The organism is Ideonella dechloratans (assembly GCF_021049305.1).
Lineage (GTDB): Bacteria > Pseudomonadota > Gammaproteobacteria > Burkholderiales > Burkholderiaceae_C > Ideonella > Ideonella dechloratans.
In genome coordinates, this window is sequence record NZ_CP088081.1 from 2,285,983 (window position 1) to 2,306,310 (window position 20,328).

General features: G+C 69.3%; 17 protein-coding genes and 1 tRNA gene. 6 read left to right on the forward strand and 12 right to left on the reverse strand.

Going from position 1 to position 20,328, the window contains the following annotated elements; genetic code table 11:
* Positions 1-3 precede the first annotated feature (3 nt).
* Together LRM40_RS10660 and guaB are read right to left on the reverse strand one after the other, a co-directional pair.
* Positions 4-1,287 carry a TCR/Tet family MFS transporter gene (locus tag LRM40_RS10660; RefSeq protein ID WP_310739988.1) on the reverse strand — a complete coding sequence of 428 codons (1,284 nt, stop codon included), beginning with the start codon at positions 1,285-1,287 and terminating at the stop codon, positions 4-6.
* A gap of 71 nt (positions 1,288-1,358) precedes the next feature.
* A complete protein-coding gene (guaB, locus tag LRM40_RS10665; protein WP_151124506.1) occupies positions 1,359-2,831 on the reverse strand; it encodes an IMP dehydrogenase in 1,473 nt (490 codons plus the stop codon).
* Between the two features lie 160 nt (positions 2,832-2,991).
* Here guaB and LRM40_RS10670 point away from each other — a divergent pair, with 160 nt between their 5' ends.
* Complete coding sequence (locus tag LRM40_RS10670) at positions 2,992-3,489, forward strand: DUF4124 domain-containing protein (protein WP_151124505.1); 498 nt, start codon at positions 2,992-2,994, stop codon at positions 3,487-3,489.
* A gap of 29 nt (positions 3,490-3,518) precedes the next feature.
* Here LRM40_RS10670 and LRM40_RS10675 read toward each other — a convergent pair whose 3' ends face one another.
* Both LRM40_RS10675 and LRM40_RS10680 read right to left on the reverse strand, forming a co-directional pair.
* Positions 3,519-3,836 (reverse strand): RnfH family protein, encoded by a 318-nt coding sequence (locus LRM40_RS10675; protein ID WP_151124504.1) that lies wholly within the window; start codon positions 3,834-3,836, stop codon positions 3,519-3,521.
* On the reverse strand, positions 3,823-4,275 hold the full coding sequence (locus tag LRM40_RS10680; RefSeq protein WP_151124503.1) for a type II toxin-antitoxin system RatA family toxin: 453 nt from the start codon (positions 4,273-4,275) through the stop codon (positions 3,823-3,825). Before LRM40_RS10680 ends, LRM40_RS10675 begins: the two co-directional genes overlap by 14 nt.
* A 48-nt stretch (positions 4,276-4,323) precedes the next feature.
* On the opposite strand from LRM40_RS10680, the gene smpB reads away from it, so the two are divergent.
* The gene (smpB, locus tag LRM40_RS10685) at positions 4,324-4,794 is read left to right on the forward strand and encodes an SsrA-binding protein SmpB (protein WP_022979416.1); all 471 of its coding nucleotides are present in this window, start codon (positions 4,324-4,326) and stop codon (positions 4,792-4,794) included.
* A gap of 10 nt (positions 4,795-4,804) precedes the next feature.
* The gene (pip, locus tag LRM40_RS10690) at positions 4,805-5,782 is read left to right on the forward strand and encodes a prolyl aminopeptidase (protein ID WP_151124502.1); all 978 of its coding nucleotides are present in this window, start codon (positions 4,805-4,807) and stop codon (positions 5,780-5,782) included.
* 7 nt (positions 5,783-5,789) lie between these two features.
* Here the strand turns inward: pip and LRM40_RS10695 are convergent, their stop codons facing one another.
* A complete protein-coding gene (locus LRM40_RS10695) occupies positions 5,790-7,601 on the reverse strand; it encodes an NAD(P)/FAD-dependent oxidoreductase (protein WP_151124501.1) in 1,812 nt (603 codons plus the stop codon).
* 352 nt (positions 7,602-7,953) lie between these two features.
* On the opposite strand from LRM40_RS10695, the gene LRM40_RS10700 reads away from it, so the two are divergent.
* A complete protein-coding gene (locus LRM40_RS10700; RefSeq protein ID WP_151124500.1) occupies positions 7,954-9,978 on the forward strand; it encodes a sigma-54-dependent Fis family transcriptional regulator in 2,025 nt (674 codons plus the stop codon).
* A gap of 7 nt (positions 9,979-9,985) precedes the next feature.
* On the opposite strand, the gene LRM40_RS10705 is transcribed toward LRM40_RS10700, so the two are convergent.
* Genes LRM40_RS10705 through phaR form a run of 3 tightly spaced genes read right to left on the reverse strand, consistent with a single transcriptional unit; the run spans position 9,986 to position 13,218 of the window.
* Positions 9,986-11,176, reverse strand: coding sequence for a PLP-dependent transferase (locus LRM40_RS10705; protein WP_151124499.1), 1,191 nt, complete (start codon positions 11,174-11,176; stop codon positions 9,986-9,988).
* Between the two features lie 22 nt (positions 11,177-11,198).
* Positions 11,199-12,602 carry a 30S ribosomal protein S12 methylthiotransferase RimO gene (gene rimO / locus LRM40_RS10710; protein WP_151124498.1) on the reverse strand — a complete coding sequence of 468 codons (1,404 nt, stop codon included), beginning with the start codon at positions 12,600-12,602 and terminating at the stop codon, positions 11,199-11,201.
* Positions 12,603-12,645: 43 nt separating this feature from the next.
* Positions 12,646-13,218: a polyhydroxyalkanoate synthesis repressor PhaR gene (phaR, locus tag LRM40_RS10715; protein ID WP_151124497.1), complete on the reverse strand. Its 573-nt coding sequence runs from the start codon at positions 13,216-13,218 to the stop codon at positions 12,646-12,648.
* A 235-nt stretch (positions 13,219-13,453) separates the two neighbouring features.
* Here phaR and LRM40_RS10720 point away from each other — a divergent pair, with 235 nt between their 5' ends.
* Entirely contained in the window at positions 13,454-14,752 is a 1,299-nt protein-coding gene (locus LRM40_RS10720; protein WP_151124496.1) for an O-acetylhomoserine aminocarboxypropyltransferase/cysteine synthase family protein, read from the forward strand.
* Between the two features lie 15 nt (positions 14,753-14,767).
* Here LRM40_RS10720 and LRM40_RS10725 read toward each other — a convergent pair whose 3' ends face one another.
* The 4 genes from LRM40_RS10725 to LRM40_RS10740 all read right to left on the reverse strand — a co-directional run bounded on the left by LRM40_RS10725 (position 14,768) and on the right by LRM40_RS10740 (position 19,458).
* Complete coding sequence (locus LRM40_RS10725; protein ID WP_151124495.1) at positions 14,768-15,946, reverse strand: DUF4382 domain-containing protein; 1,179 nt, start codon at positions 15,944-15,946, stop codon at positions 14,768-14,770.
* A 229-nt stretch (positions 15,947-16,175) separates the two neighbouring features.
* Positions 16,176-16,252, reverse strand: a tRNA-Val gene (locus LRM40_RS10730).
* A 66-nt stretch (positions 16,253-16,318) separates the two neighbouring features.
* Positions 16,319-18,580 carry a RelA/SpoT family protein gene (locus tag LRM40_RS10735; RefSeq protein WP_151124494.1) on the reverse strand — a complete coding sequence of 754 codons (2,262 nt, stop codon included), beginning with the start codon at positions 18,578-18,580 and terminating at the stop codon, positions 16,319-16,321.
* Entirely contained in the window at positions 18,577-19,458 is an 882-nt protein-coding gene (locus tag LRM40_RS10740) for an alpha/beta fold hydrolase (RefSeq protein WP_151124493.1), read from the reverse strand. The genes LRM40_RS10735 and LRM40_RS10740 overlap by 4 nt, the downstream gene beginning before the upstream one ends.
* 89 nt (positions 19,459-19,547) lie before the next feature.
* Here LRM40_RS10740 and LRM40_RS10745 point away from each other — a divergent pair, with 89 nt between their 5' ends.
* On the forward strand, positions 19,548-20,318 hold the full coding sequence (locus LRM40_RS10745; protein WP_151124492.1) for a 3-hydroxybutyrate dehydrogenase: 771 nt from the start codon (positions 19,548-19,550) through the stop codon (positions 20,316-20,318).
* Positions 20,319-20,328 lie beyond the last annotated feature (10 nt).

A 20,328-nucleotide genomic window follows, 5' to 3' on the forward strand; every position in this document is an offset into this window, starting at 1 on the left:
ATCTCAGGTGGGAGCCGCCTCGGCCTCGGTGGGCTTGAGCGGAGAGGGATGGCGGCGGAAGTGTTGGATGGCCAGCACGGTGGCCAGCACCTGCAGTGCGGCGCACAGATAGAACGGGGCCCCGATGCGCCAGTCCCCGCGCGGGAAATGGGCGGTCAGCTGCAGCAGGAAGGAGCCGATCACCGGCGCAGCCACGGCGGTCAGGCTGTTGAGCGAGGCCACCGAACCCAGGGTGCGCCCCTGGGAATGCTCGTCCACCGCGGTGGACACGACCGTCTGCAGCGTGGTGCTGACCATCATGCCGAAGATGTCGAGCACGATGATGGCGTACATCATCCAACCCTGGTTGGCCAGGCCCCACAGCAGGTAGCAGATGGCCGAGGACACCAGGCCGATCACGGCGATGCGCTGCGGCGCCATGCGCTTGACCGCCACGCGGATCAGCCCGCCCTGCACCAGCACGGCCATCACGCCGATGGCGAACAGCGACCAGCCGTTCTCCTTGGGGCCCCAGCCGAACTTGAAGGTGGTGTAAAGCACCCAGGTGGTGTGCAGGATGAACTGGGCCAGACTGGACAGGCCGATGACCGCCACGAGGGTGCCGATGCCCTCGGTCTCGCCCAGCCGCCGCAACGATGCCAGCGGATTGGCCTTGCGCCAGTCGATGGGCACCCGCCGCTCCTTGGGCAGCGATTCGGGCAGCACGAACACGCCGTAGATCGCGTTCACGATGGCCAGCCCGCCGGCCACGAAGAAGGGCAGATGCAGGCTGATGTGCCCCAGCAGCCCACCCATCACCGGACCAAGCACGAAGCCCATGCCGAAGGTGGCCCCCAGCATGCCGAAACGCTTGGCCCGCTCGCTGGGCGCGGAGATGTCGGCCACATAGGCCTGGGCCACCGCCGCATTGGCCTGCAGCGCGCCGCTGACCAGCCGCACGGCGATCAGCATCCACACCGCCGTAGCCAGGCCGGTGACGAAGAAGCTCAGCGCCAGGCCGGTGAAGCCCAGCAGCAGCACCGGCCGGCGGCCGAAGTGGTCGGACGCGGCGCCCAGCACCGGCGAGCCGAAGAAGTTGGCCACCCCGAAGGCCAGGCTGACCATGCCGTACCAGAAGGCCTGGTCGGTCTGCGAGCCCGTGAACGTGCCCACCAGGGGCGCCAGCACCGGGATGATGAGCCCGATCGACACCATGTCGATCAAGACGGTCAGCATGATGAACGGCATCGCGGCCGTCCGCTGGCGAGGAGTGCTTTGCGGGTTCTCGGCTGTGCTCATCGGACGCATCGGACTTCAGGCAGAGGCTTCAATGACAGCGCCCGGACGGGCCGGGCGCTGCGAAGGGTCACGAGGAGAGCTCACTCCGCCCGGTAGTTGGGCGCTTCCTTGGTGATCTGCACATCGTGCACGTGGCTTTCGCGGATGCCGGCCGCCGTGATCTCGACGAACTCGGCGCGGTCGCGCATCTCGTCGATGGTGGCACAACCGCAATAGCCCATCGAAGCCCTCAGTCCGCCGGCCATCTGGTAGATGATCGAAACCAGCGAGCCCTTGTAGGGCACCCGGCCTTCGATGCCCTCGGGCACCAGTTTGTCGGCATTGGGGTTGGTGGTTTCGTCGTTTTCCTGGAAGTAGCGGTCGGCCGAACCGGCCTTCATCGCCCCGATCGAGCCCATGCCGCGGTAGCTCTTGTAGCTGCGGCCCTGGTAGAGGATGACCTCGCCCGGCGCTTCCTCGGTGCCGGCGAACATGCCGCCCATCATCACGGTGCTGGCACCGGCGGCGATGGCCTTGGCGATGTCACCCGAGTAGCGGATGCCACCGTCGGCGATCAGCGGCACGCCGGTGCCCTTGAGCGCGGTGGCCACGCTGTCGATGGCCATGATCTGGGGCACGCCCACGCCGGCCACGATGCGGGTGGTGCAGATGGAGCCCGGGCCGATGCCGACCTTGACCGCATCGGCGCCCGCCTCGACAAGCGCCAGCGCCGCGGCGCCGGTGGCGATGTTGCCGCCCACCACCTCGACCTGCGGATAGTTGCGTTTGACCCAGCGCACCCGCTCGATCACGCCGGCCGAGTGGCCATGAGCGGTGTCCACGATCAGCGCGTCGACACCGGCCTTGACCAGCAACTCGACGCGCTCTTCGGTCCCCTCACCCACGCCCACCGCCGCACCCACGCGCAGCTTGCCGTGAGAGTCACGGGCCGCGTTCGGGAAGGTGGTCTGCTTGGTGATGTCCTTCACGGTGAACAGGCCACGCAGTTCGAAGGCATCGTTGACGACCAGCACGCGCTCGAGCTTGTGCTTGTGCATCAGTTCCTTGGCCTCGGCCAGGGATGCGCCTTCCTTCACCGTGACAAGGCGCTCGCGGGGCGTCATGATCTCGCGCACCGGCACATCCAGGCGCGTCTCGAAGCGCAGATCGCGGCCGGTCACGATGCCGACCACCTTGCCAGCGTCGATCACCGGGAAGCCGGAAATGCCATGCTGTGCAGACAGGGCCTTCACCTCGTGCACCCGGGTCTCGGGCGAGATGGTGATGGGGTCCTTCAGCAGACCGGATTCATAGCGCTTGACCCGCGCCACCTCGGTCGCCTGCTGCTTGGGCGTAAGGTTCTTGTGCACGATGCCCATGCCACCTTCCTGGGCGATCGTGATCGCCAAGCGGGCCTCGGTCACCGTGTCCATCGCTGCCGACACGAGCGGCAGGTTCAGGACGATGTTGCGGGAGAAATGGGTTGCCAGCGAGGTGTCGCGCGGCAGCACTTGAGAGAACGCGGGGACCAGCAACACATCGTCGAAGGTCAGCGCTTTGCCAAGAAGGCGCATGGGGAAAGCTCCAGACGCAAAAGCGGATTATACGGAATGCGCAGGCATCTTTCCTGTCGGCATGGATACACATTGCCTCGCCCGCGGTCCGACCGCCCGCCGTACACTCCCCGCTGCATTTCCGGATGCGATCTCCACCACCTGATTCCCGCAGCCTGCCATGACGCTGTCCCGCCTTTGCCTGTTGGGCCTGCTGGCCCTCGCCGCCACGGCCGCCTCGGCCCAGTCCATCTGGAAGTGGCGCGACCGGGACGGCCATGTGATGGTCAGCGACCGGCCGCCAGGCGCCGAGATCCCGGACAGGGACATCCTGCAGCGCCCCAGCGTCGCACATGTGGCCCCCGCTTCGTCCGATGGCGCCGCCCTGCCCGCCTCCGCGGCCTCGACAGGCATGGACAGAGATCTGGAGGCCCGCAAGAACAAGCTGGTGCAGGCCCAAGCCGCCGCCAAGGAAGCCAAGGCCAATGCGGCCAAGGACCGTCTGGCCGCGGAGAAGGCCCAGAACTGCCAGCGCGCGCGCAACCAGCTGCAGATGCTGCAGAGCGGCGTGCGCATGGCCCGCGCCAACGACAAGGGCGAGCGCGAGTTCCTGGACGACAAGGCGCGTGCCGACGAGATCGCCCGCACCCAGCAACTGATCAGCGCCAACTGCGAGTGAGGCAGCCGCCCGAGACGGCCTGACAAGGCTCAGCCGGCCTTGTCCACCTTCTGCTTGCGGTAGCGCTGGCGGCGCGCCTCCTTCGGGTCCACCATGAGTGCACGCCAGATCTCCACCCGATCATTCGGGCGCAACACCGTCTCCAGGGGACGGGCTTTCATCCACACGCCCACCGACAGCGAACCGTCCAGAGACAGGCCATGGCGCGCCAGCAGCCCGCTGGCCTGCAGGGCCTGGGCGACGGTGCTGCCCGCCGGCAGCGTCAGTGCCACCCGGTCGACCTGGCGCGGCGCCGGGCTGTAGGCCACCTCGATGTCCAGCATCGCAGGCACCTCAGCGGGGGCCATAGACCTGCTCCGCGCGCTTCACGAAGGACTCGACAAAGGTGTTGGCCACCCGGTCGAACACAGGGCTCAGCACCAGCTCCAGCGGCCGGCTGGAGAAGGCATAGCGCAGGTCGAATTCGACCTTGCAGGCCTTGGGCGGCTCCTGCGTCGAACCCAGCGGCAGGAAGTCCCAGGAGCCTTCGAGCATCGAGAACGGCCCATCCACCAGACGCATCAGCACCTGCCGGTCGGGCTGGTGGGTGTTGCGGGTGGTGAAGGCGTGGCGCACGCCGGCATAGTGCAGGTGCACCTTGGCCGTCACGCCGTCCTCACGCGTCTCCAGGATCTCGCCCCGTTCACACCAGGGCAGGAACTGCGGGTAGGCCGGCACATCGGTCACCAGGCGGTACATCTCGGCCGGGGTGTACCAGAGCAGGACGGACTTCTTGACGTGCTTCATACAATGGTCCGATTTTAAGGGGCCCACCGGCCCACCCTGATTGCCCCCATGTCCGCCCTGATCGCAGAAAACCGCCGCGCCCGTTTCGAATACCACATCGAAGAGCAATTCGAGGCCGGTGTGGTGCTGGAAGGCTGGGAGGTCAAGGCCATCCGCGCCGGCCAGGTGCAGCTCACCGACGGCTACGTGGTGATCCGCGACGGCGAGCTCTACCTGATCGGTTGCCGCATCAATGCGCTGCGCAGCGCCTCCACCCACGTGCACCCGGAGGCCGACCGCACCAAGAAGCTGCTGATGCACAAGGAGCAGATCAAGCGCCTGGTGGGCAAGGTGGAACAGCGCGGCTTCACCCTGGTGCCGCTGAACCTGCACTACAAGGCCGGCCGCGTGAAGGCCGAGATCGCACTGGCCAAGGGCAAGGCCCAGCACGACAAGCGCGAGACCGAGAAGAAGCGCGACTGGGAACGCGAGAAGGGCCGGCTGATGCGCCACAAGGTCTCCGGCCCGGCCAAGGACTGAACCCCACGCGATGAGCCGCAGCACCCGCACCCTGGACGACATCCTCTACCCGCCGCTGGAGCCGCTGCGCAGCGGCCATCTGCAGGTCGATGGCCGCCACAGCCTCTACTGGGAGACCAGCGGCAACCCCGCCGGCATCCCGGTCATCTTCGTGCACGGCGGCCCCGGCGCGGGCACCTCGCCGCGCAGCCGCCGCTACTTCGATCCGGCCCGCTACCACATCGTCCTGCTGGACCAGCGCGGCTCGGGCCAGTCCACCCCGCTGGGCGACTGCCAGGACAACAGCACCGATCGGCTGATCGCCGACTTCGAGCAGCTGCGCGAGATGCTGGGCATCGAGCGCTGGCTGGTCTTCGGCGGCTCCTGGGGCTCCACCCTGTCGCTGGCCTATGCGCAGGCCCATCCTCAGCGCTGCCTGGGCCTGGTGCTGCGGGGCATCTGGCTGGGCACGCAGGAAGAGATCGACTGGTGGCTCTATGGGGTGCGCAACATTTTCCCGAGGGAATGGGAAGCCTTCGCCGGCTTCATCCCCGAGGCCGAGCGCGGCGACCTGCTGGGCGCCTACCAGCGCCGCCTGACCCACACCGACCCCGCGGTCTACCTGCCGGCGGCCCGCGCCTGGGCCCGCTACGAAGGCGCCTGCATCTACCTGCGCCCGCAGCCCGAGTCGGTGGCCGCCATGACGGACGACACCGCGGCGCTGGGCATGGGCCGGCTGGAGGCGCACTACTTCGCCCACCAGGCCTTTCTGCGGCCCGGGCAGTTGCTCGACGGTGTGCCGGCCATCCGGCACCTGCCGGCCATCATCGTGCACGGCCGCTACGACGTGATCTGCCCGGTGCGCTACGCCCACGCCCTGGCCGACGCCTGGCCGCAGGCGCGGCTGGTGGTCGTGCCCGATGCCGGGCACTCGTCCTACGAGCCCGGCATCGCTGCCGAGCTTGTGGCCGCCACCGACCGCTTCGCGGCCACCGGCCGGCTGGTCTGAGCCGGGTTCAGCGGGTGTGGTGCACGGCCTGCAGACCGTAGACCGACACCGGCAGCCCCTCCATGCGGGCCTTGAGCTGCAGGGCCAGGTACAGCGAGTAGTGGCGTGACTGGTGCAGATTGCCACCGTGGAACCACAGCCCCGGCTGCTGCGTGGGCTTCCACATGTTGCGCTGCTCGCCTTCCCAGGGCCCCGGGTCCTTGGTGGTGGCCGAGCCCAGGCCCCACACCTTGCCCACCCGGTCGGCCACCTCGGGGCTGATCAGGTCGGCCACCCAGCCATTCATCGAGCCATAGCCGGTGGCATAGACCACCAGATCGGCCGGGAGCTCGGTGCCGTCGTCCAGCACCACCGCGGTCTCGCTGAGGTGGCTGATGCCCTTGCCCGACTGCAGCTTGATGCTGCCGTCGATGACCAGGTCGCAAGCCCCCACGTCGATGTAGTAGCCCGAGGCGCGGCGCAGGTACTTCATGAACAGGCCCGAGCCATCGTCGCCGAAGTCCAGCATGAAGCCGGCCTTCTCCAGCGCACGGTAGAAGTCCGCATCCCGCTCGCGAATCTGGTCGTACAGCGGCTTCTGGAAGTCGGCCATGATGCGGTAGGGCAGCGAGGCGAAGATCAGGTCCGCCTTGCGGGTGCTGACCCCGTTGGCCACGGCCTGCTCCGAATACAAGGCGCCGAGGCCGATCTCCATCAGCGAGTCCGAACGCACGATGTGGGTGGACGAACGCTGCACCATGGTGACGTCGGCCTCGTGCTCCCACAGCGCGGCGCAGATGTCGTGCGCCGAGTTGTTGGCCCCGATCACCACCACCTTCTTGCCGCGGTAGGCGTCCGGCCCCGGGTGTTGCGAGGAGTGCTGCTGCTCGCCGCGGAACACGTCCTGCCCCTTGATCTTCGGGATGTTGGGCTTGCCGGACATGCCGGTGGCGAACACCAGCTGCTGGGGCCGCAGCACCAGGGTCTCGCCGTTGCGCTGCACCGTCACCTCCCAGGCCTGGGTGGTCTCGTTCCAGCGCGCCTGCGTCGCCCGGGTGGACGGCCAGTAGTTGACCTCCATGACCTTGGTGTACATCTCCAGCCAGTCGCCGATCTTGTCCTTGGGCGCGAACACCGGCCAGTTGTCCGGAAACGGCAGGTACGGCAGGTGGTCGTACCAGACCGGGTCGTGCAGGCACAGCGACTTGTAGCGCCCGCGCCATTGGTCGCCCGGGCGTTCATGGGTGTCGATCACGATGTGCGGCACACCCAGCTGGCGCAGCCGCGCGCCCAGGGCGATGCCGCCCTGCCCGCCCCCGATCACCAGCACATAGGGCTGCGTGCTGCGCCCCAGCTCGGCGGCCTCCTGCTCGCGCTTCTCCAGCCAGGTCTGGCGGTGCTTGTGGATGCCGTGCTCGGCCCCCTTGGGCCGGCGCAGGCCCAGCGGCTCCTCGAAGCCCTTGAGCTCCTGCATGGTGGTCAACAGGGTCCAGATGCGGCCGTTCTTCAGGCGCAGGTGGCCGGTGCCCCGGGCCAGACTGGTGTCGATGGTCAGCCAGGCCGAGACCACGCCCCCAGCCTCCTCCACCGTCTCCTTCGGATCGAGCTCGAAGCGCACCGGCAGGGCCGGGCTGAGCTGGTGGCGCAGCATCTCGGTGATCTGCGCCGGTCCCTCCATCGTCTTCAGGTTCCAGGTGAAGAGCACCAGGTCGCGCCAGTAGCTCTCGTCGGCGAAGAGGCCGGCCACGGCCTCGCTCTTCTCGGCGGCCAGGCCCTGGTTGAGCGCGTCCAGCACCGCCTGTGCTGCGGCCCGGGGATCGGAGGTGGAAGGAAGGGTCATGCGTGTCTCCTGTGTCGTGTTGCAGCGCTCGTCGGCGCCGCAGCTCTTTCGGCAATGCCTGTGCCAGCCACCGGATCGGCACCGCGCAGCGCCCGGCTTCGAGGCACCTCTTCCCTCGTGCAGGCCCGTGCACCGGCCCCTCTTCGCCCACCCCGTTGGCCCCGAATGCCAGGGTTCGCCGCATCCTGTCCCGCGCCACAGGTGTTGCATCGGCCACGGTTCGCCGCAACAACCCTGCGACACCTGTCGCACCGACCTGTCGCGCACCGCCTCGCCGGGCTGTGGGTAAACCTCCATGCAGCGCCGCAGGGCCCTTGCCCACAATCAAGTGACGCCCACGGTGGCCCTTCGCATGAACGCACGCTCCTACGCCTCCCACGTCCGGGAGATCGAGTCCTTCGGCCTCGGTCTGAACCGCGGCGCCCCTGCGCGGGACGCGGCCGTGCTGCGCAGCTGGCAGCGCTGCATCGAACGCCATCGGCTGGACCCGGCCGCCACCTGCGAGGCCTACATCGTCCCCGAGGGCCAGCTGCGGGTGCACCGCGAGGAATCCGAACCCCTGATCCGCATTGCCCGCAGCGGGCTGGAGCGCCTGTACCAGCAGCTGGCCGGCCTGCAGTACGTGTTGCTGCTGGCCGACCGCCACGGCATCACGGTGGACTTCCTCGGGCACGAAGGCGACGCCGACGCGCTGCGCCGTGCCGGGCTCTACCTGGGCTCCGACTGGCGCGAAGACCGTGCCGGCACCTGTGCGGTGGGAGCCTGCCTGGAAGGTGGCGAGGCGCTGATCATCCACCAGAGCGACCACTTCGACTACACGCACACACCGCTGTCCTGCACCGCCGCGCCCATCTACGACCACCGCGGCGAGCTGGCCGCGGTGCTGGACCTGTCGCTGCTGCGCTCGCCCGAATCGCGCAGCAGCCAGAGCCTGGCCCTGCACCTGGTGACGTCCACGGCCCGGCGCATCGAGCTGGCCCACCTGATGGAGCGCTCGCGCAGCGACTGGGTCCTGCGCCTGTCCCGCTCACCCGACTTCCTGGACGTGGACCCGGACGCCGCGCTGACGCTGGACGGCGCGGGCCGGGTGCGCGGCATGACGCAGGCCGCGGCCCGCATCCTGGCGCAGGCCATCGGCCTGCCCTGGGCCGAGCGGCGCGACCTGCTGGGCCTGCCGCTGGAGCGCTTCTTCGAGCTGGATGTGGACGGCCTGCCCAGCCTGCTGCGCCACCGCCTGGCGCAGGACCGCATCGTGCGCGCCCGCGACGGCAGCATCCTGTTCGCCCACGCCATCGAGCCGCAGCGCGGTGGCGCCACGCCGGTGCGCGACGCAGCCCCGGCCACCTCCACCGCCACAGCCAGCCCGGTGCCGCAGGCGCTGCGCGCCCTGTCCGCCGGCGACGCCCACCTGGACGCCCTGCTGCACAAGGCCGCCCGGCTGGCCCCGCAGCGCCTGCCGGTGATGATCCAGGGCGAGACCGGTGCCGGCAAGGAGTACCTGGCCCGCGCCCTGCACGCGGCCAGTGGCCGGCCCGGGCCCTTCGTCGCCATCAACTGCGCCGCCATCCCCGAGACCCTGCTGGAAAGCGAGCTCTTCGGCTACCTGCCCGGCACCTACACCGGCGGCGCCAGCCGCGGCAAGACGGGCCTGGTGGAGGCCGCGCACCGCGGCACCCTGTTCCTGGACGAGATCGGCGACATGCCGCTGCACCTGCAGGCCAAGCTGCTGCGCGTGCTGTCCGAATCGGAGATCACGCCGCTGGGCGCACGCCAACCCAAGCCGCTGGACCTGCGGGTCATCTCGGCCAGCCACCGGCCCCTTGCGGTGCTGGTGGACCAGGGCCTGTTCCGCCAGGACCTGCTGTTCCGCCTGAACGCGGCCCAGCTGAGCCTGCCGCCGCTGCGCCTGCGTCAGGACCTGGACGCCCTGATCGACCGCCTGGCCGAGGCTCAGCGTCCCGGCCTGCGGCCCACGCCGGAGGCCCGGGCCCTGCTGCGCGCCCATGGCTGGCCGGGCAACCTGCGCGAGCTGCACAACGCCCTGTGCCATGCGGCCGCGCTGAGCGAAGGGCCGTGCTTCGGCCCGGAGCATCTGCCGGAGACGGTGCTGGCCGCGGCCGCGGGAGAGCCCCAGACGGCGGCGCTGCGTCCGGCCCTGCTTGTGCCCCCCCAGGAGCAGCCCCTGCAGAAGGGCGAGGCAGCCGACCCCGCAGATCCCGCGATGGCGCTGGAGCAGTTGCTGCAGCGCTGCCAGGGCAATGTGTCCGAAGCGGCCCGCCTGCTGGGTGTCAGCCGCTCCACCATCCACCGCCGCATCCAGCGCCTGGCGCTGGGCGAGCGGCGGGTGCGCTGGTCATCCGCTGACGGGCAGGACTGATCCCGCCTCAGCGACCGTCCAGCCGGGCCAGGCCAGCGGCCAGATCGGCGATCAGATCGTCCACCGCCTCCAGGCCGATGCACAGGCGCACCAGCGTGCCGCGGTAGGGGCTGCCCAGCTTGCGCATGGCGCCACCCTGGTAGGGCACGGCCAGGCTCACCGGCCCGCCCCAGCTCCAGCCGATGCGGAAACGCTGCAGCCCATCGACGAAGCTGTCCACCTGCGCGGCGCTGAAACGCGGATCCATCTCCAGCGTCAGCAGGCCGGCCGCGGCGCGGCACAGCGCCGCCCAGTGGGCATGGCCGGGGGAATCCGGCAGCGCCGGGTGCAGCACCCGCGCCACCTGCGGCTGGGTCTGCGCCCAGGCCGCGATGCGCCGGGCGGCGGCGTCCTGCGCCGCATAGCGCAGCGGCAGGCTGGGCAGGTTGCGCAGCACCAGCTCCACGTCGTTGGCGCCCACGCCCAGGCCCAGGCGGCTGTGCGTCCAGGCCAGCTTTTCGTACAGGGCCGTGTCGCGGCAGGCCACCGAGCCCATCAGCACATCGCCGCCGCCGGAGGGGTACTTGGTCAGCGCATGGATGGTCAGGTCCACGCCGAGACCCTCGCCCAGCGCAAAGGCATCGAAGGCCAAGCCGGCGCCCCAGGTGTTGTCCAGGGCGATCACGGCCTGCGGCGCCTTCTCGCGCACCGTGCGCACCAGGGCCGGCAGGTCGGGGAACTCCAGCGTCACCGAGCCCGGCGCCTCCAGCCAGACCAGCTTGACGGTCTCGTCCAGCGCCTGGGCCAGGCTCTCGGGCTGCATCGCGTCGTACAGGCGGTGGCCGATGCCCCAGGCCGCCATCTCGTGGCGCGCGAAGTCCTTGCTGGGGTTGTAGACGTTGTCCGGCAGCAGCAGGGTGTCACCCGCCTTCAGCAGGCCCATGTTGACCACGGTGATGGCCGACAGACCGCTGGGGGCCAGCAGCACGTGCTGGGCGCCTTCCAGCGTGGCCAGCCGGGCTTCCAGCGTGAAGGTGGTGGGCGTGCCGTGCAGGCCGTAGGTGTAGGCGCTCTTGTCCACCCACTGCCGCTGGCGCAGCGCGGCCATGTTCGGGAAGTAGACGGTCGAGCCCTTGCACACCGGCACCACCGGCGATTCGAAATCGCCCGGGGCCTGGTAGGGGTGGTGGATCAGGTCGGTGGACTTGGAATCACTCATGGGACGGGCCTGCGCGGAGGGATCAGAAGGGTTCGCCGACCAGGTCGTGGCCCTCGGCCCCGACGATGCGGACCTTGGCGAACTCGCCCACCTTCAGCTGCACCGAGGCCTTGGCCGGCGGCAGGATGCGCACCGTGCCGTCGATCTCCGGCGCGTCGGCGTAGGTGCGCCCCACCCCGCCGCGGCGGCCCAGGGCCGGCGCGCTGTCCACCAGCACCTGCATGGTGGCGCCCACGCGGCGGCGCAGGCGCTCGATGGAGACCTGCTCGGCCACGGCCATGAAGCGGGCACGCCGCTCCTCGCGCACGTCGTCGGGCAGCGCGCCCGGCAGCGCGTTGGCGGTGGCGCCGTCCACCGGCGAATAGGCGAAGCAGCCGGCCCGGTCGATCTGCGCCTCGCGCAGGAAGTCCAGCAGGTACTGGAACTCTTCTTCGGTCTCGCCCGGGAAGCCGGCGATGAAGGTCGAGCGGATCACGATCTCCGGGCACAGCTCGCGCCAGCGCAGGATGCGCTCGAGGTTCTTCTCGCCGCTGGCCGGGCGCTTCATGCGCTTCAACACATCCGGGTGGGCATGCTGGAAGGGGACATCCAGGTAGGGCAGCACCAGGCCCTCGGCCATCAGCGGGATGACCTCGTCCACATGCGGGTAGGGGTAGACATAGTGCATGCGCGCCCAGGCGCCGTGTTCGCGGGCCAGCTCGCCCAGCTTGGCCGCCAGGTCGAGCATGCGGGTCTTGACCGGCGCGCCGTTCCAGAAGCCGGTGCGGTACTTCACGTCCACGCCGTAGGCCGAGGTGTCCTGGCTGACGACCAGCAGCTCCTTCACCCCGCCCTCGAACAGGGCCCGGGCCTCGTTGAGCACATCGCCCACCGGGCGGGAGACCAGGTCGCCGCGCATGCTGGGGATGATGCAGAAGGTGCAGCGGTGGTTGCAGCCCTCGCTGATCTTCAGGTAGGCGTAGTGCTTGGGGGTGAGCTTGATGCCGGCGGCCGGCACCAGGTCCACGAAGGGGTCGTGCGGCTTGGGCACGTGCTGGTGCACCGCGTCCATCACCTCCTGGGTGGCATGCGGGCCGGTCACGGCCAGCACCTTGGGGTGCACCTCGCGCACCATGTTGCCGCCGTCCGCGCCCTCTCGCGCGCCCAGGCAGCCGGTGACGATGACCTTGCCGTTCTCGGCCAGGGCCTCGCCGATGGCGTCCAGGCTCTCCTGCACGGCGTCATCAATGAAGCCGCAGGTGTTGACGATGACCAGGTCGGCGCCCTGGTAGGTCTTGGCGGTCTTGTAGCCTTCGGCCGAGAGCTGGGTGAGGATCAGCTCGGAATCGGTCAGCGCCTTGGGGCAGCCCAGGCTGACGAAGCCGATGGTGGGGGCGTCGCCGGGGGTGTTCGGGGTGGCGGCGGCGGTGTCGGGTGCGGAGCTCATGGGGCGGGATTGTCTCAAACCCGCCCCGGCCCCGGTGCGTGAACTACTTCTGTGCCGGCGGCGGCGGGAAGCCGCCGAACAGGTTGCCGGCCTGCTTCTGCATCTGTTCCTGCATCTGCTGGAAGAGCTGCTGGGACTGTTCCAGGTAGCTGCCCATCAGGCCCTGCATCACCGGGGCCTGGCCGCTCATCAGCTGGGTCCACATCTCGGGCGTGAAGCTCTTGGGGTCGTACAGGCCGCTGGCCTGCTCGGCCAGCCGGCCCTGCATGTCCACGAAGGTCTGGAGGTTCTTCTCCAGGTAGTTGCCCATCACGCCCTGCATGGCATGGCCGTAGAAGCGGATGATCTGCGCCAGCGAGCGGGCGCTGAACATGGGCATGCCGCCCGCCTCTTCCTCCAGGATGATCTGCAGCAGGATGCTGCGGGTCAGGTCCTCGCCGGTCTTGGCGTCCCGCACCTCGAACTCGATGCCGTCCAGCACCATCTGCTTGACGTCGGCAAGCGTGATGTAGCAACTGGCCTGGGTGTCGTACAGACGCCGGTTCGGGTACTTCTTGAGGATGCGCAGGGCGGCGGTCGAGGCCGCGCCTGCGGCGTCCTTGGGCTCTTGCGTCATATGGCGGCGGGCTCCGATGGGTGGGTGCCCCGTGGGGGGCAGGGTTTCAATCGATTCTAGTGGTCGCCCTTGGCCGCCCAGCCCCGGGATTGCACGGTTGGATGCGCTGCAACAAAGGCCAACGGTTTGCGCATCTGTCCATGCGGGAAACCGGCTTCGCGAAACGCCCCGCAGCCGCTAGGCTGTCGGGCTGAACCGTTCCCTCTTCCTCACCACAACCTCAGAACGCACCCCCATGAGCAGCGCCGAACACCGCTTCGAAACCCTGGCCGTCCATGCCGGCTACACCCCCGACCCCGCCACCAAGGCCGTGGCCGTGCCGCTGTACCAGACAGTGGCCTACGCCTTCGACAGCGCCCAGCACGGCGCCGATCTGTTCGACCTGAAGGTGGCGGGCAACATCTACACCCGCATCATGAACCCGACCACCGACGTGCTGGAAAAGCGGGTGGCGGCCCTGGAAGGCGGCATCGCCGCGCTGGCCCTGGCCTCGGGCCAGGCGGCGGTCACCTACGCCATCCTGACCATCGCCGAGGCGGGCGACAACATCGTCTCGTCCAGCGCCCTGTACGGCGGCACCTACAACCTGCTGGCCCACACCCTGCCGCAGTACGGCATACAGACCCGCTTTGCCGACTACCGCCAGCCCGAGCAGTTCGAGACCCTGATCGACGAACGCACCAGGGCCATCTATGCCGAGACCCTGGGCAACCCCAAGGGCAATGTGACGGACATCGCCCGCCTGGCCGAGATCGCCCACCGCCACGGCATCCCGCTGATCGTGGACAACACGGTGGCCAGCCCCTACCTGTGCCGGCCGATCGAGCATGGCGCCGACATCGTGGTGCAGTCGCTCACCAAGTACCTGGGCGGCCACGGCACCAGCCTGGGCGGCGCCATCATCGATTCCGGCAAGTTCCCCTGGGCCGAGCACAAGGCCCGCTTCAAGCGCCTGAACGAGCCGGACGTGAGCTACCACGGCGTGGTCTACACCGAGGCCCTGGGCCCGGCGGCCTACATCGGCCGGGCACGCGTGGTGCCCCTGCGCAACACCGGCGCGGCCATCTCGCCCTTCAACGCCTTCCAGATCCTGCAGGGCATCGAAACCCTGGCCCTGCGCATGGACCGCATCTGCGACAACACCCTGGCGCTGGCCCAATACCTGCAGCAACACCCCAAGGTGGGCTGGGTCAACTACGCCGGGCTGGAGGACCACCCCGAGTACCCGCTGGCGAAGAAGTACCTGGGCGGCCGCCCCTCGGGGCTGTTCACCTTCGGCGTGAAGGCCCCGGCCGGCCAGGGCCGCGAGGCCGGCGCCCGCTTCCTGGATGGGCTGAAGCTCTTCACCCGCCTGGTGAACATCGGCGACGCCAAGTCGCTGGCCACCCACCCGGCCTCCACCACCCACCGGCAGCTGTCACCGGAAGAACTGGAGAAGGCCGGCGTGAGCGAAGACGCGGTGCGCCTGTCGGTCGGCATCGAACATGTGGACGACCTGATCGCCGACCTCGACCAGGCGCTGGCGGCCGTCTGAGGCCGCCAGCCCGCGTCAGAACGCGAAGTTGGTCGTGACCGTGGTGCCCGTGCCCACGGTCAGCGGCCCGGCCGTCTGCAGCACACCGGCCGACTCGGCGTTCAGCGTGTAGGCGCTGCCGGCCGTGGCGTCGGCAGCGAACACCAGGCTGCCCCCGGCCACATACGGGGCCACCCAGGGGGCGGCCGCAGGCAGGTCCAGCGCGTAGGCGCCGCTGTCCGCGTCGGCCAGGGTGCTGCCCACCACGATCCAGTCGCCGTTGCCCAGGTGCTGCGCGGCGCTGATCTGGGCGTCGACTGAGACGGCCGGGGTGGTGACCACACCGGCCAGCGTGCCCACGCCGGCCACGGGCGGCAACAGCGGCATGCCCGACGTGCTGATCGTCGTCACCAGACCCGAATCGACCGTCACCCCCGTGACCACCAACGTGGCGAAGCCGGGAGAGGTGATCACGAAGTCGTAGCGGCCCGGGGCCACCGGCTGCAGCAGGAACTTGCCGGTCGCGTCCGGGGCCGTGGCCTTGATGACCACCCCGTCCTGCTGCAGCGACACCGTGGTCAGGCCATTGGCCAGCGCGGCATCCACATAGCCGCCCACCCCCGAGATGTAGGCGGGCGTGGCCTTGATCACGGGCTTGAGGATGTACTTGCCCGAGGCGCCGGCCGTCACGACCGACTTGCAGGCGTCGAAATCCAGCACCATGTCGACCATCTGGTTGGCCTGCACGTCCAGGTCCACATTGATCTTCAGGCCCGTCTGTTGGGCGCTCGGCGTGGTCAGCGGCTGCTCGCTGCCCCCGGTGGGCACCACCGAGTTGGCCAGCGGATCACTGCTGCTGTTCTCGGCCAGCACCAGCCGCATCTGGCTGTAATGGCCCGCGGCCAGGGGCACCTGGCCCAGCTCCGCCAGCACCCCGTTGCTCAGCGTCAGCAGGTCCACCCGCAGCGCCGGGTTCAGCGCAATGTCGATCCAGCCCGGATCACTGTCGGAGGCCGAGGCGCTCTGGTTGACCTGCACCTTCTCGACGGTGACGTTGACCTGGTCGAAACCGCAGGCCGGCGCATCGGTCAGGCTCACACGGAGCGTGCCGGTGGTGCCACTGGTGCTTGTGGATGAGCCCCCACCACCACAGGCCGCCAGCAGCGCGGCGGTGGTCAGACCGAGAACGGCCCAGATGCGTCGAAAGCTTGTCATGCGAATACCCCTTCACCCAATGCGGTGACTGTGTGATTCGCACATTTTGAACCGGTTCGATGCGCCCGAAGTCACCAAATGCAAACGGGCGCCGCGCTGGCAGCCCATCCACGGGCCTGGATCAGGCGGTGGGCCAGGGCAGCAAGAGCACGGAGGGCCAAAGGCCTGCTTCCCTCGCCGCCCCAAAGCAAAAAGCCCCCAGTTCCACCGGAACTGAGGGCTTGGCATTTGGTAGGCGCGATTGGATTCGAACCAACGACCCCCACCATGTCAAGGTGGTGCTCTAACCAACTGAGCTACGCGCCTGCTGAGCCTCGCAGTATAGACCGCTTTTCAGCAACTGTGCAAGTTTCTGCTGAAAATTTTCGGTGATCAGCGGCGACGCACCTGGCGCACGCCGGCCACCTGCCCCACCTGCACCAGCACCTGCTGCAGGCGCGATGCGTCCGCCACCTCGATGGTGAAGGTCATGCGGGCGGTGCGGCCGTGCATGTCGGTCACCGTCTGGCTGTGCACGCCCACCACCTGCATGCGTTCCTTGGCGAACACTTCGGAGATGTCGCGCAGCAGCGCGGTGCGGTCGGCGGCTTCGATCTGCACGTCCACCGGGTAGGCGGCTTCGCCGGCCTTGGCGGCCGCGCCCCAGGTGACGGCGATCACCCGCTCGGGCATGCGGTCGGCCATGTGGCGGAAGTTGGAACAGTCCTGCCGGTGCACGGCCACGCCCTTGCCGCGGGTGACGAAGCCGCCGATGGCGTCGGGCGGCGCGGGCCGGCAGCAGCGCGCCAGGTTGGTCAGCAGGCTGTCCACGCCCACCACCAGCACGCCACCGCGCGCGGTGGGTGCGTCACTGGCGGTGCGCTTGAGCAGCGGGTTGTCGTCTTCGGACGGCGCGGGCGGCGGGCGCAGCAGCTGCTCGATGTTGCGCAGCGAGTATTCGTCCTTGCCCACCAGCTCGAAGAGGTCGTCGGCTTCCTTGAAGCCCAGCTGGCTGGCCAGCTCGCTGAGCTTGAGGGCGGTCTTGCCTTCGCGCTGCAGCAGCTTTTCCACCGCCTCGCGGCCGCGGGCGATGGTGTCGGCCTGGGCCCGGGCGTTGAACCAGGCGCGCACCTTGGCGCGGGCCCGCGGGCTCTTGAGGAAACCGGCCTCGGGGTTGAGCCAGTCCAGCGAGGGGCCGCCTTCCTTGACCGCGGTGATCTCCACCGTCTGGCCGTTGGCCAGCGGGGTGGTCAGCGGCACCATGGCCCCGTCCACCTTGGCGCCGCGGCAGCGGTGGCCCAGGTCGGTGTGCAGGGCGTAGGCAAAGTCCACCGGGGTGGCGCCGGCGGTCAGCTCCACCAGCGCAGCCTGCGGGGTAAAGACGTAGACGCGGTCGTCGAAGCGGCCCTGCACCTGGCCGGCGCCCTGGCCCGAAAAATCACGCTCCCAGGCCAGCAGCTGGCGCAGCACGGCCTTGCGGGCCTCGGCCACGCGCTGCTCGAACTCACCCGCGGCGCTGACGCCGCCATAGCCCTTGGTGCCAGCCTCCTTGTAGGCCCAGTGCGCGGCCACGCCGTACTCGGCATGCTCGTGCATCTCCTGGGTGCGGATCTGCACCTCCAGCGGCCGGCCCTCGTCGTCCAGTACCACGGTGTGCAGCGAACGGTAGCCGTTGGGCTTGGGCTTGGCGATGTAGTCGTCGTATTCGGCGGCCACCGCGCGGTAGCGCTCGTGCACGCGGCTGAGCGCGGCATAGCAGGCCGGGATGTCGGCCACCACCACGCGCAGCGCGCGCACGTCCATCACCTTCTCGAAGGGCAGGTGCTTGCCCTGCATCTTCTTCCAGATGCTGTAGATGTGCTTGGGCCGGCCATAGACCACGGCCGGGATGCCGTGGGACTGCAGGTCGCTGCCCATCTGCAGGCGGGCGGCTTCCACGCTGGCCTCGCGCTCCACGCGCTTCTCGGCCAGCAGCTTGGCGATGCGGCGGTACTCGTCGCCCTGCAGGAAGCGGAAGGACAGGTCCTCCAGTTCCCACTTGATCTGCCAGATGCCCAGGCGATTGGCCAGCGGCGCGAACACGGCCTTGGCCTCTTCGGCCAGGGCCACCGGGCAGTCGCGCTTGCTGGCGGCAAACCAGCGCAGCGTCTGCAGGCGCGAAGCCAGGCGCAGCAGCACCACCCGCAGGTCCTTGGAGAAGGCCAGCAGCATCTTGCGCACGCGCTCGGTCTGCTCGGCGCGCTGGGCATCGCCCAACTGGGCTTCGCGCGCGGCGCGCTGGATCTGCACCAGCTTGCGGGTGAGCACCACCAGGCTGGCGTAGGACGGCCCGAAAGCCTTCTCCACCACGTCCTCGGGGCGCTGCAGGAAGTCGGCCGCATAGACCAGGAAGGCCGCGGCCTGCAGCGAGGGCCCACCGCCGATGCTGGCCAGGATGGCGGCCACGCCCTGGGCGTGGGCATAGGCGTCCTCGCCGCTGTCCATCACGCGGCCGGCCAGCAGCGGCTCGGCAAAGGCCATGGCACGGTTGAGCGCGGCCAGCGCCTCTTCGGTGGCGGGATGGTCCGTGCGTTGCGGCGCCACCCGCTCATCGGGCTCGGAGGCCAGCGAGACGATCGGTGCCGTGCTGCTCAGGGTCTCGGCAGAACTCTTCATGGGGACAACAGGAAATCGCGCACGACGGCCACCTGGTCGGGCGCCACCAGCGTGGGGGCATGGCCCACGCCGGCGAATTCGTGCAAGCGGGCCCGCGGGCCGCGCTGGGTCATGGCCTGGGCGGTGGCGGGCGACAGCAGATCGGACTCCGCGCCGCGCAGCAGCAGCGTGGGGCAGGCAATGCGGTCATAGCTGGCCCACAGGGCCGCTTCGCCCGCAGCCGCCAGTTCGGGCGTGATGGCCGTGAAGGCGTGGCGGATGGCCGGGTCGTAATGGGGTTTGAAGCCGGTGCCGTCCGGGGTGATCTGGTGCTCGGTCAGCGCCAGCCATTGCGCACGGGTGTGGGGGCCGAAGCTCTGCGAGATGGCCCACAGCGCGTCGGCCGCCTCGTCCAGCGTGGCCCAGTGGGCCGGCTGCCCCAGGTACTGGCCGATGCGCTGCAGCGAGGCCGGCTCGATGGCCGGGCCGACGTCGTTGAGCACCAGGCGGCTCACCGGCGAGCCCGCCAGGCTGGCCACGCCCAGGCCGATCAGCCCGCCCATCGACGTGCCCACCCAGTGCACCTCTTGCGCATCCAGCCGGGCCAGCAGCGTCACCATGTCGGCCACGTAGTAGGGAATGGCGTAGCCCATCGGGTCGGCCAGCCAGTCGGATTCCCCGCGGCCCACCACATCGGGGCAGATCACGCGGTAGTCATCGGCCAGGGCCTGGGCCAGCACGTCGAAGTCCCGCCCCTGGCGGGTCAGGCCGTGCACGCAGACCAGCACCTTCGGATTGGCCGCGTCACCCCACTCGTGGTAGGCCATGCGGTGCAGGCCGCGGCTGTCCAGGCATTGCACAAAACGCAGGCGAGGCTCGGGGCTGGAAAAGTCGTTCATGATGATGTCGCGCGCGGCATGGGCATGTCGTGGGCCAGATAATCCACTGTAGCAACCAAACCACGCTTTCACCTCAAGGAGACTTGCATATGCTCAAAGGAAAAACGGCCTTGGTCACGGGTTCCACCAGCGGCATCGGCCTGGGCATTGCCAAGGCCCTGGCCGCCCAGGGTGCGAACGTGATGCTCAACGGCTTCGGCGAGGTGGAAGCCGCCAAGGCCGAGGTGGCCGCCCTGTGTGTGGCCGTGGGCTACCACGGCGCGGACATGAGCCAGCCCGGCGAGATCGCCGAGATGATTTCGGCCTGCCAGAGCCAGTTCGGCGCTCTGGACATCCTGGTCAACAACGCCGGCATCCAGTACGTGGCGCCGGTGGACGAATTTCCGGTCGAGCGCTGGGACGCGATCATCGCGATCAACCTGTCCTCGGCCTTCCACACCACCCGCCTGGCCCTGCCGGGCATGAAGGCCCGCGGCTGGGGCCGCATCATCAACGTGGCCTCGGTGCACGGCCTGGTGGCCTCGGCCAACAAGTCGGCCTATGTGGCGGCCAAGCACGGCATCATCGGCCTGACCAAGACCACCGCGCTGGAAACCGCCACCACCGGCGTGACCGCCAACGCCATCTGCCCGGGCTGGGTGCTGACCCCGCTGGTGCAGAAGCAGGTGGATGCCCGCGCCGCGGCCGAAGGTGTCTCCAACGAGGAAGCCAAGCGCCGTCTGCTGGCCGAGAAGGAGCCCTCGCTGCAGTTCACCACGCCCGAGGAACTGGGCGCGATGGCGGTGTTCATGTGCTCGCCCGCCGCCGACAACCTGCGCGGCGCCGCCATCAACATGGACGGCGGCTGGGTGGCGCAGTGAGCGCCCCCCG

Coding starts and splice junctions, on each gene's coding strand:
- LRM40_RS10675 (WP_151124504.1), bottom strand. CDS start 3,836: ATGGCCCCCGCTGAGGTGCCTGCGATGCTGGACATCGAGGTGGCCTAC.
- LRM40_RS10745 (WP_151124492.1), top strand. CDS start 19,548: ATGCTCAAAGGAAAAACGGCCTTGGTCACGGGTTCCACCAGCGGCATC.
- pip (WP_151124502.1), top strand. CDS start 4,805: ATGAGCCGCAGCACCCGCACCCTGGACGACATCCTCTACCCGCCGCTG.
- LRM40_RS10705 (WP_151124499.1), bottom strand. CDS start 11,176: ATGAGTGATTCCAAGTCCACCGACCTGATCCACCACCCCTACCAGGCC.
- LRM40_RS10680 (WP_151124503.1), bottom strand. CDS start 4,275: ATGAAGCACGTCAAGAAGTCCGTCCTGCTCTGGTACACCCCGGCCGAG.
- LRM40_RS10670 (WP_151124505.1), top strand. CDS start 2,992: ATGACGCTGTCCCGCCTTTGCCTGTTGGGCCTGCTGGCCCTCGCCGCC.
- LRM40_RS10740 (WP_151124493.1), bottom strand. CDS start 19,458: ATGAACGACTTTTCCAGCCCCGAGCCTCGCCTGCGTTTTGTGCAATGC.
- smpB (WP_022979416.1), top strand. CDS start 4,324: ATGTCCGCCCTGATCGCAGAAAACCGCCGCGCCCGTTTCGAATACCAC.
- LRM40_RS10660 (WP_310739988.1), bottom strand. CDS start 1,287: ATGCGTCCGATGAGCACAGCCGAGAACCCGCAAAGCACTCCTCGCCAG.
- rimO (WP_151124498.1), bottom strand. CDS start 12,602: ATGAGCTCCGCACCCGACACCGCCGCCGCCACCCCGAACACCCCCGGC.
- LRM40_RS10700 (WP_151124500.1), top strand. CDS start 7,954: ATGAACGCACGCTCCTACGCCTCCCACGTCCGGGAGATCGAGTCCTTC.
- LRM40_RS10720 (WP_151124496.1), top strand. CDS start 13,454: ATGAGCAGCGCCGAACACCGCTTCGAAACCCTGGCCGTCCATGCCGGC.
- LRM40_RS10695 (WP_151124501.1), bottom strand. CDS start 7,601: ATGACCCTTCCTTCCACCTCCGATCCCCGGGCCGCAGCACAGGCGGTG.
- LRM40_RS10735 (WP_151124494.1), bottom strand. CDS start 18,580: ATGAAGAGTTCTGCCGAGACCCTGAGCAGCACGGCACCGATCGTCTCG.
- guaB (WP_151124506.1), bottom strand. CDS start 2,831: ATGCGCCTTCTTGGCAAAGCGCTGACCTTCGACGATGTGTTGCTGGTC.
- LRM40_RS10725 (WP_151124495.1), bottom strand. CDS start 15,946: ATGACAAGCTTTCGACGCATCTGGGCCGTTCTCGGTCTGACCACCGCC.
- phaR (WP_151124497.1), bottom strand. CDS start 13,218: ATGACGCAAGAGCCCAAGGACGCCGCAGGCGCGGCCTCGACCGCCGCC.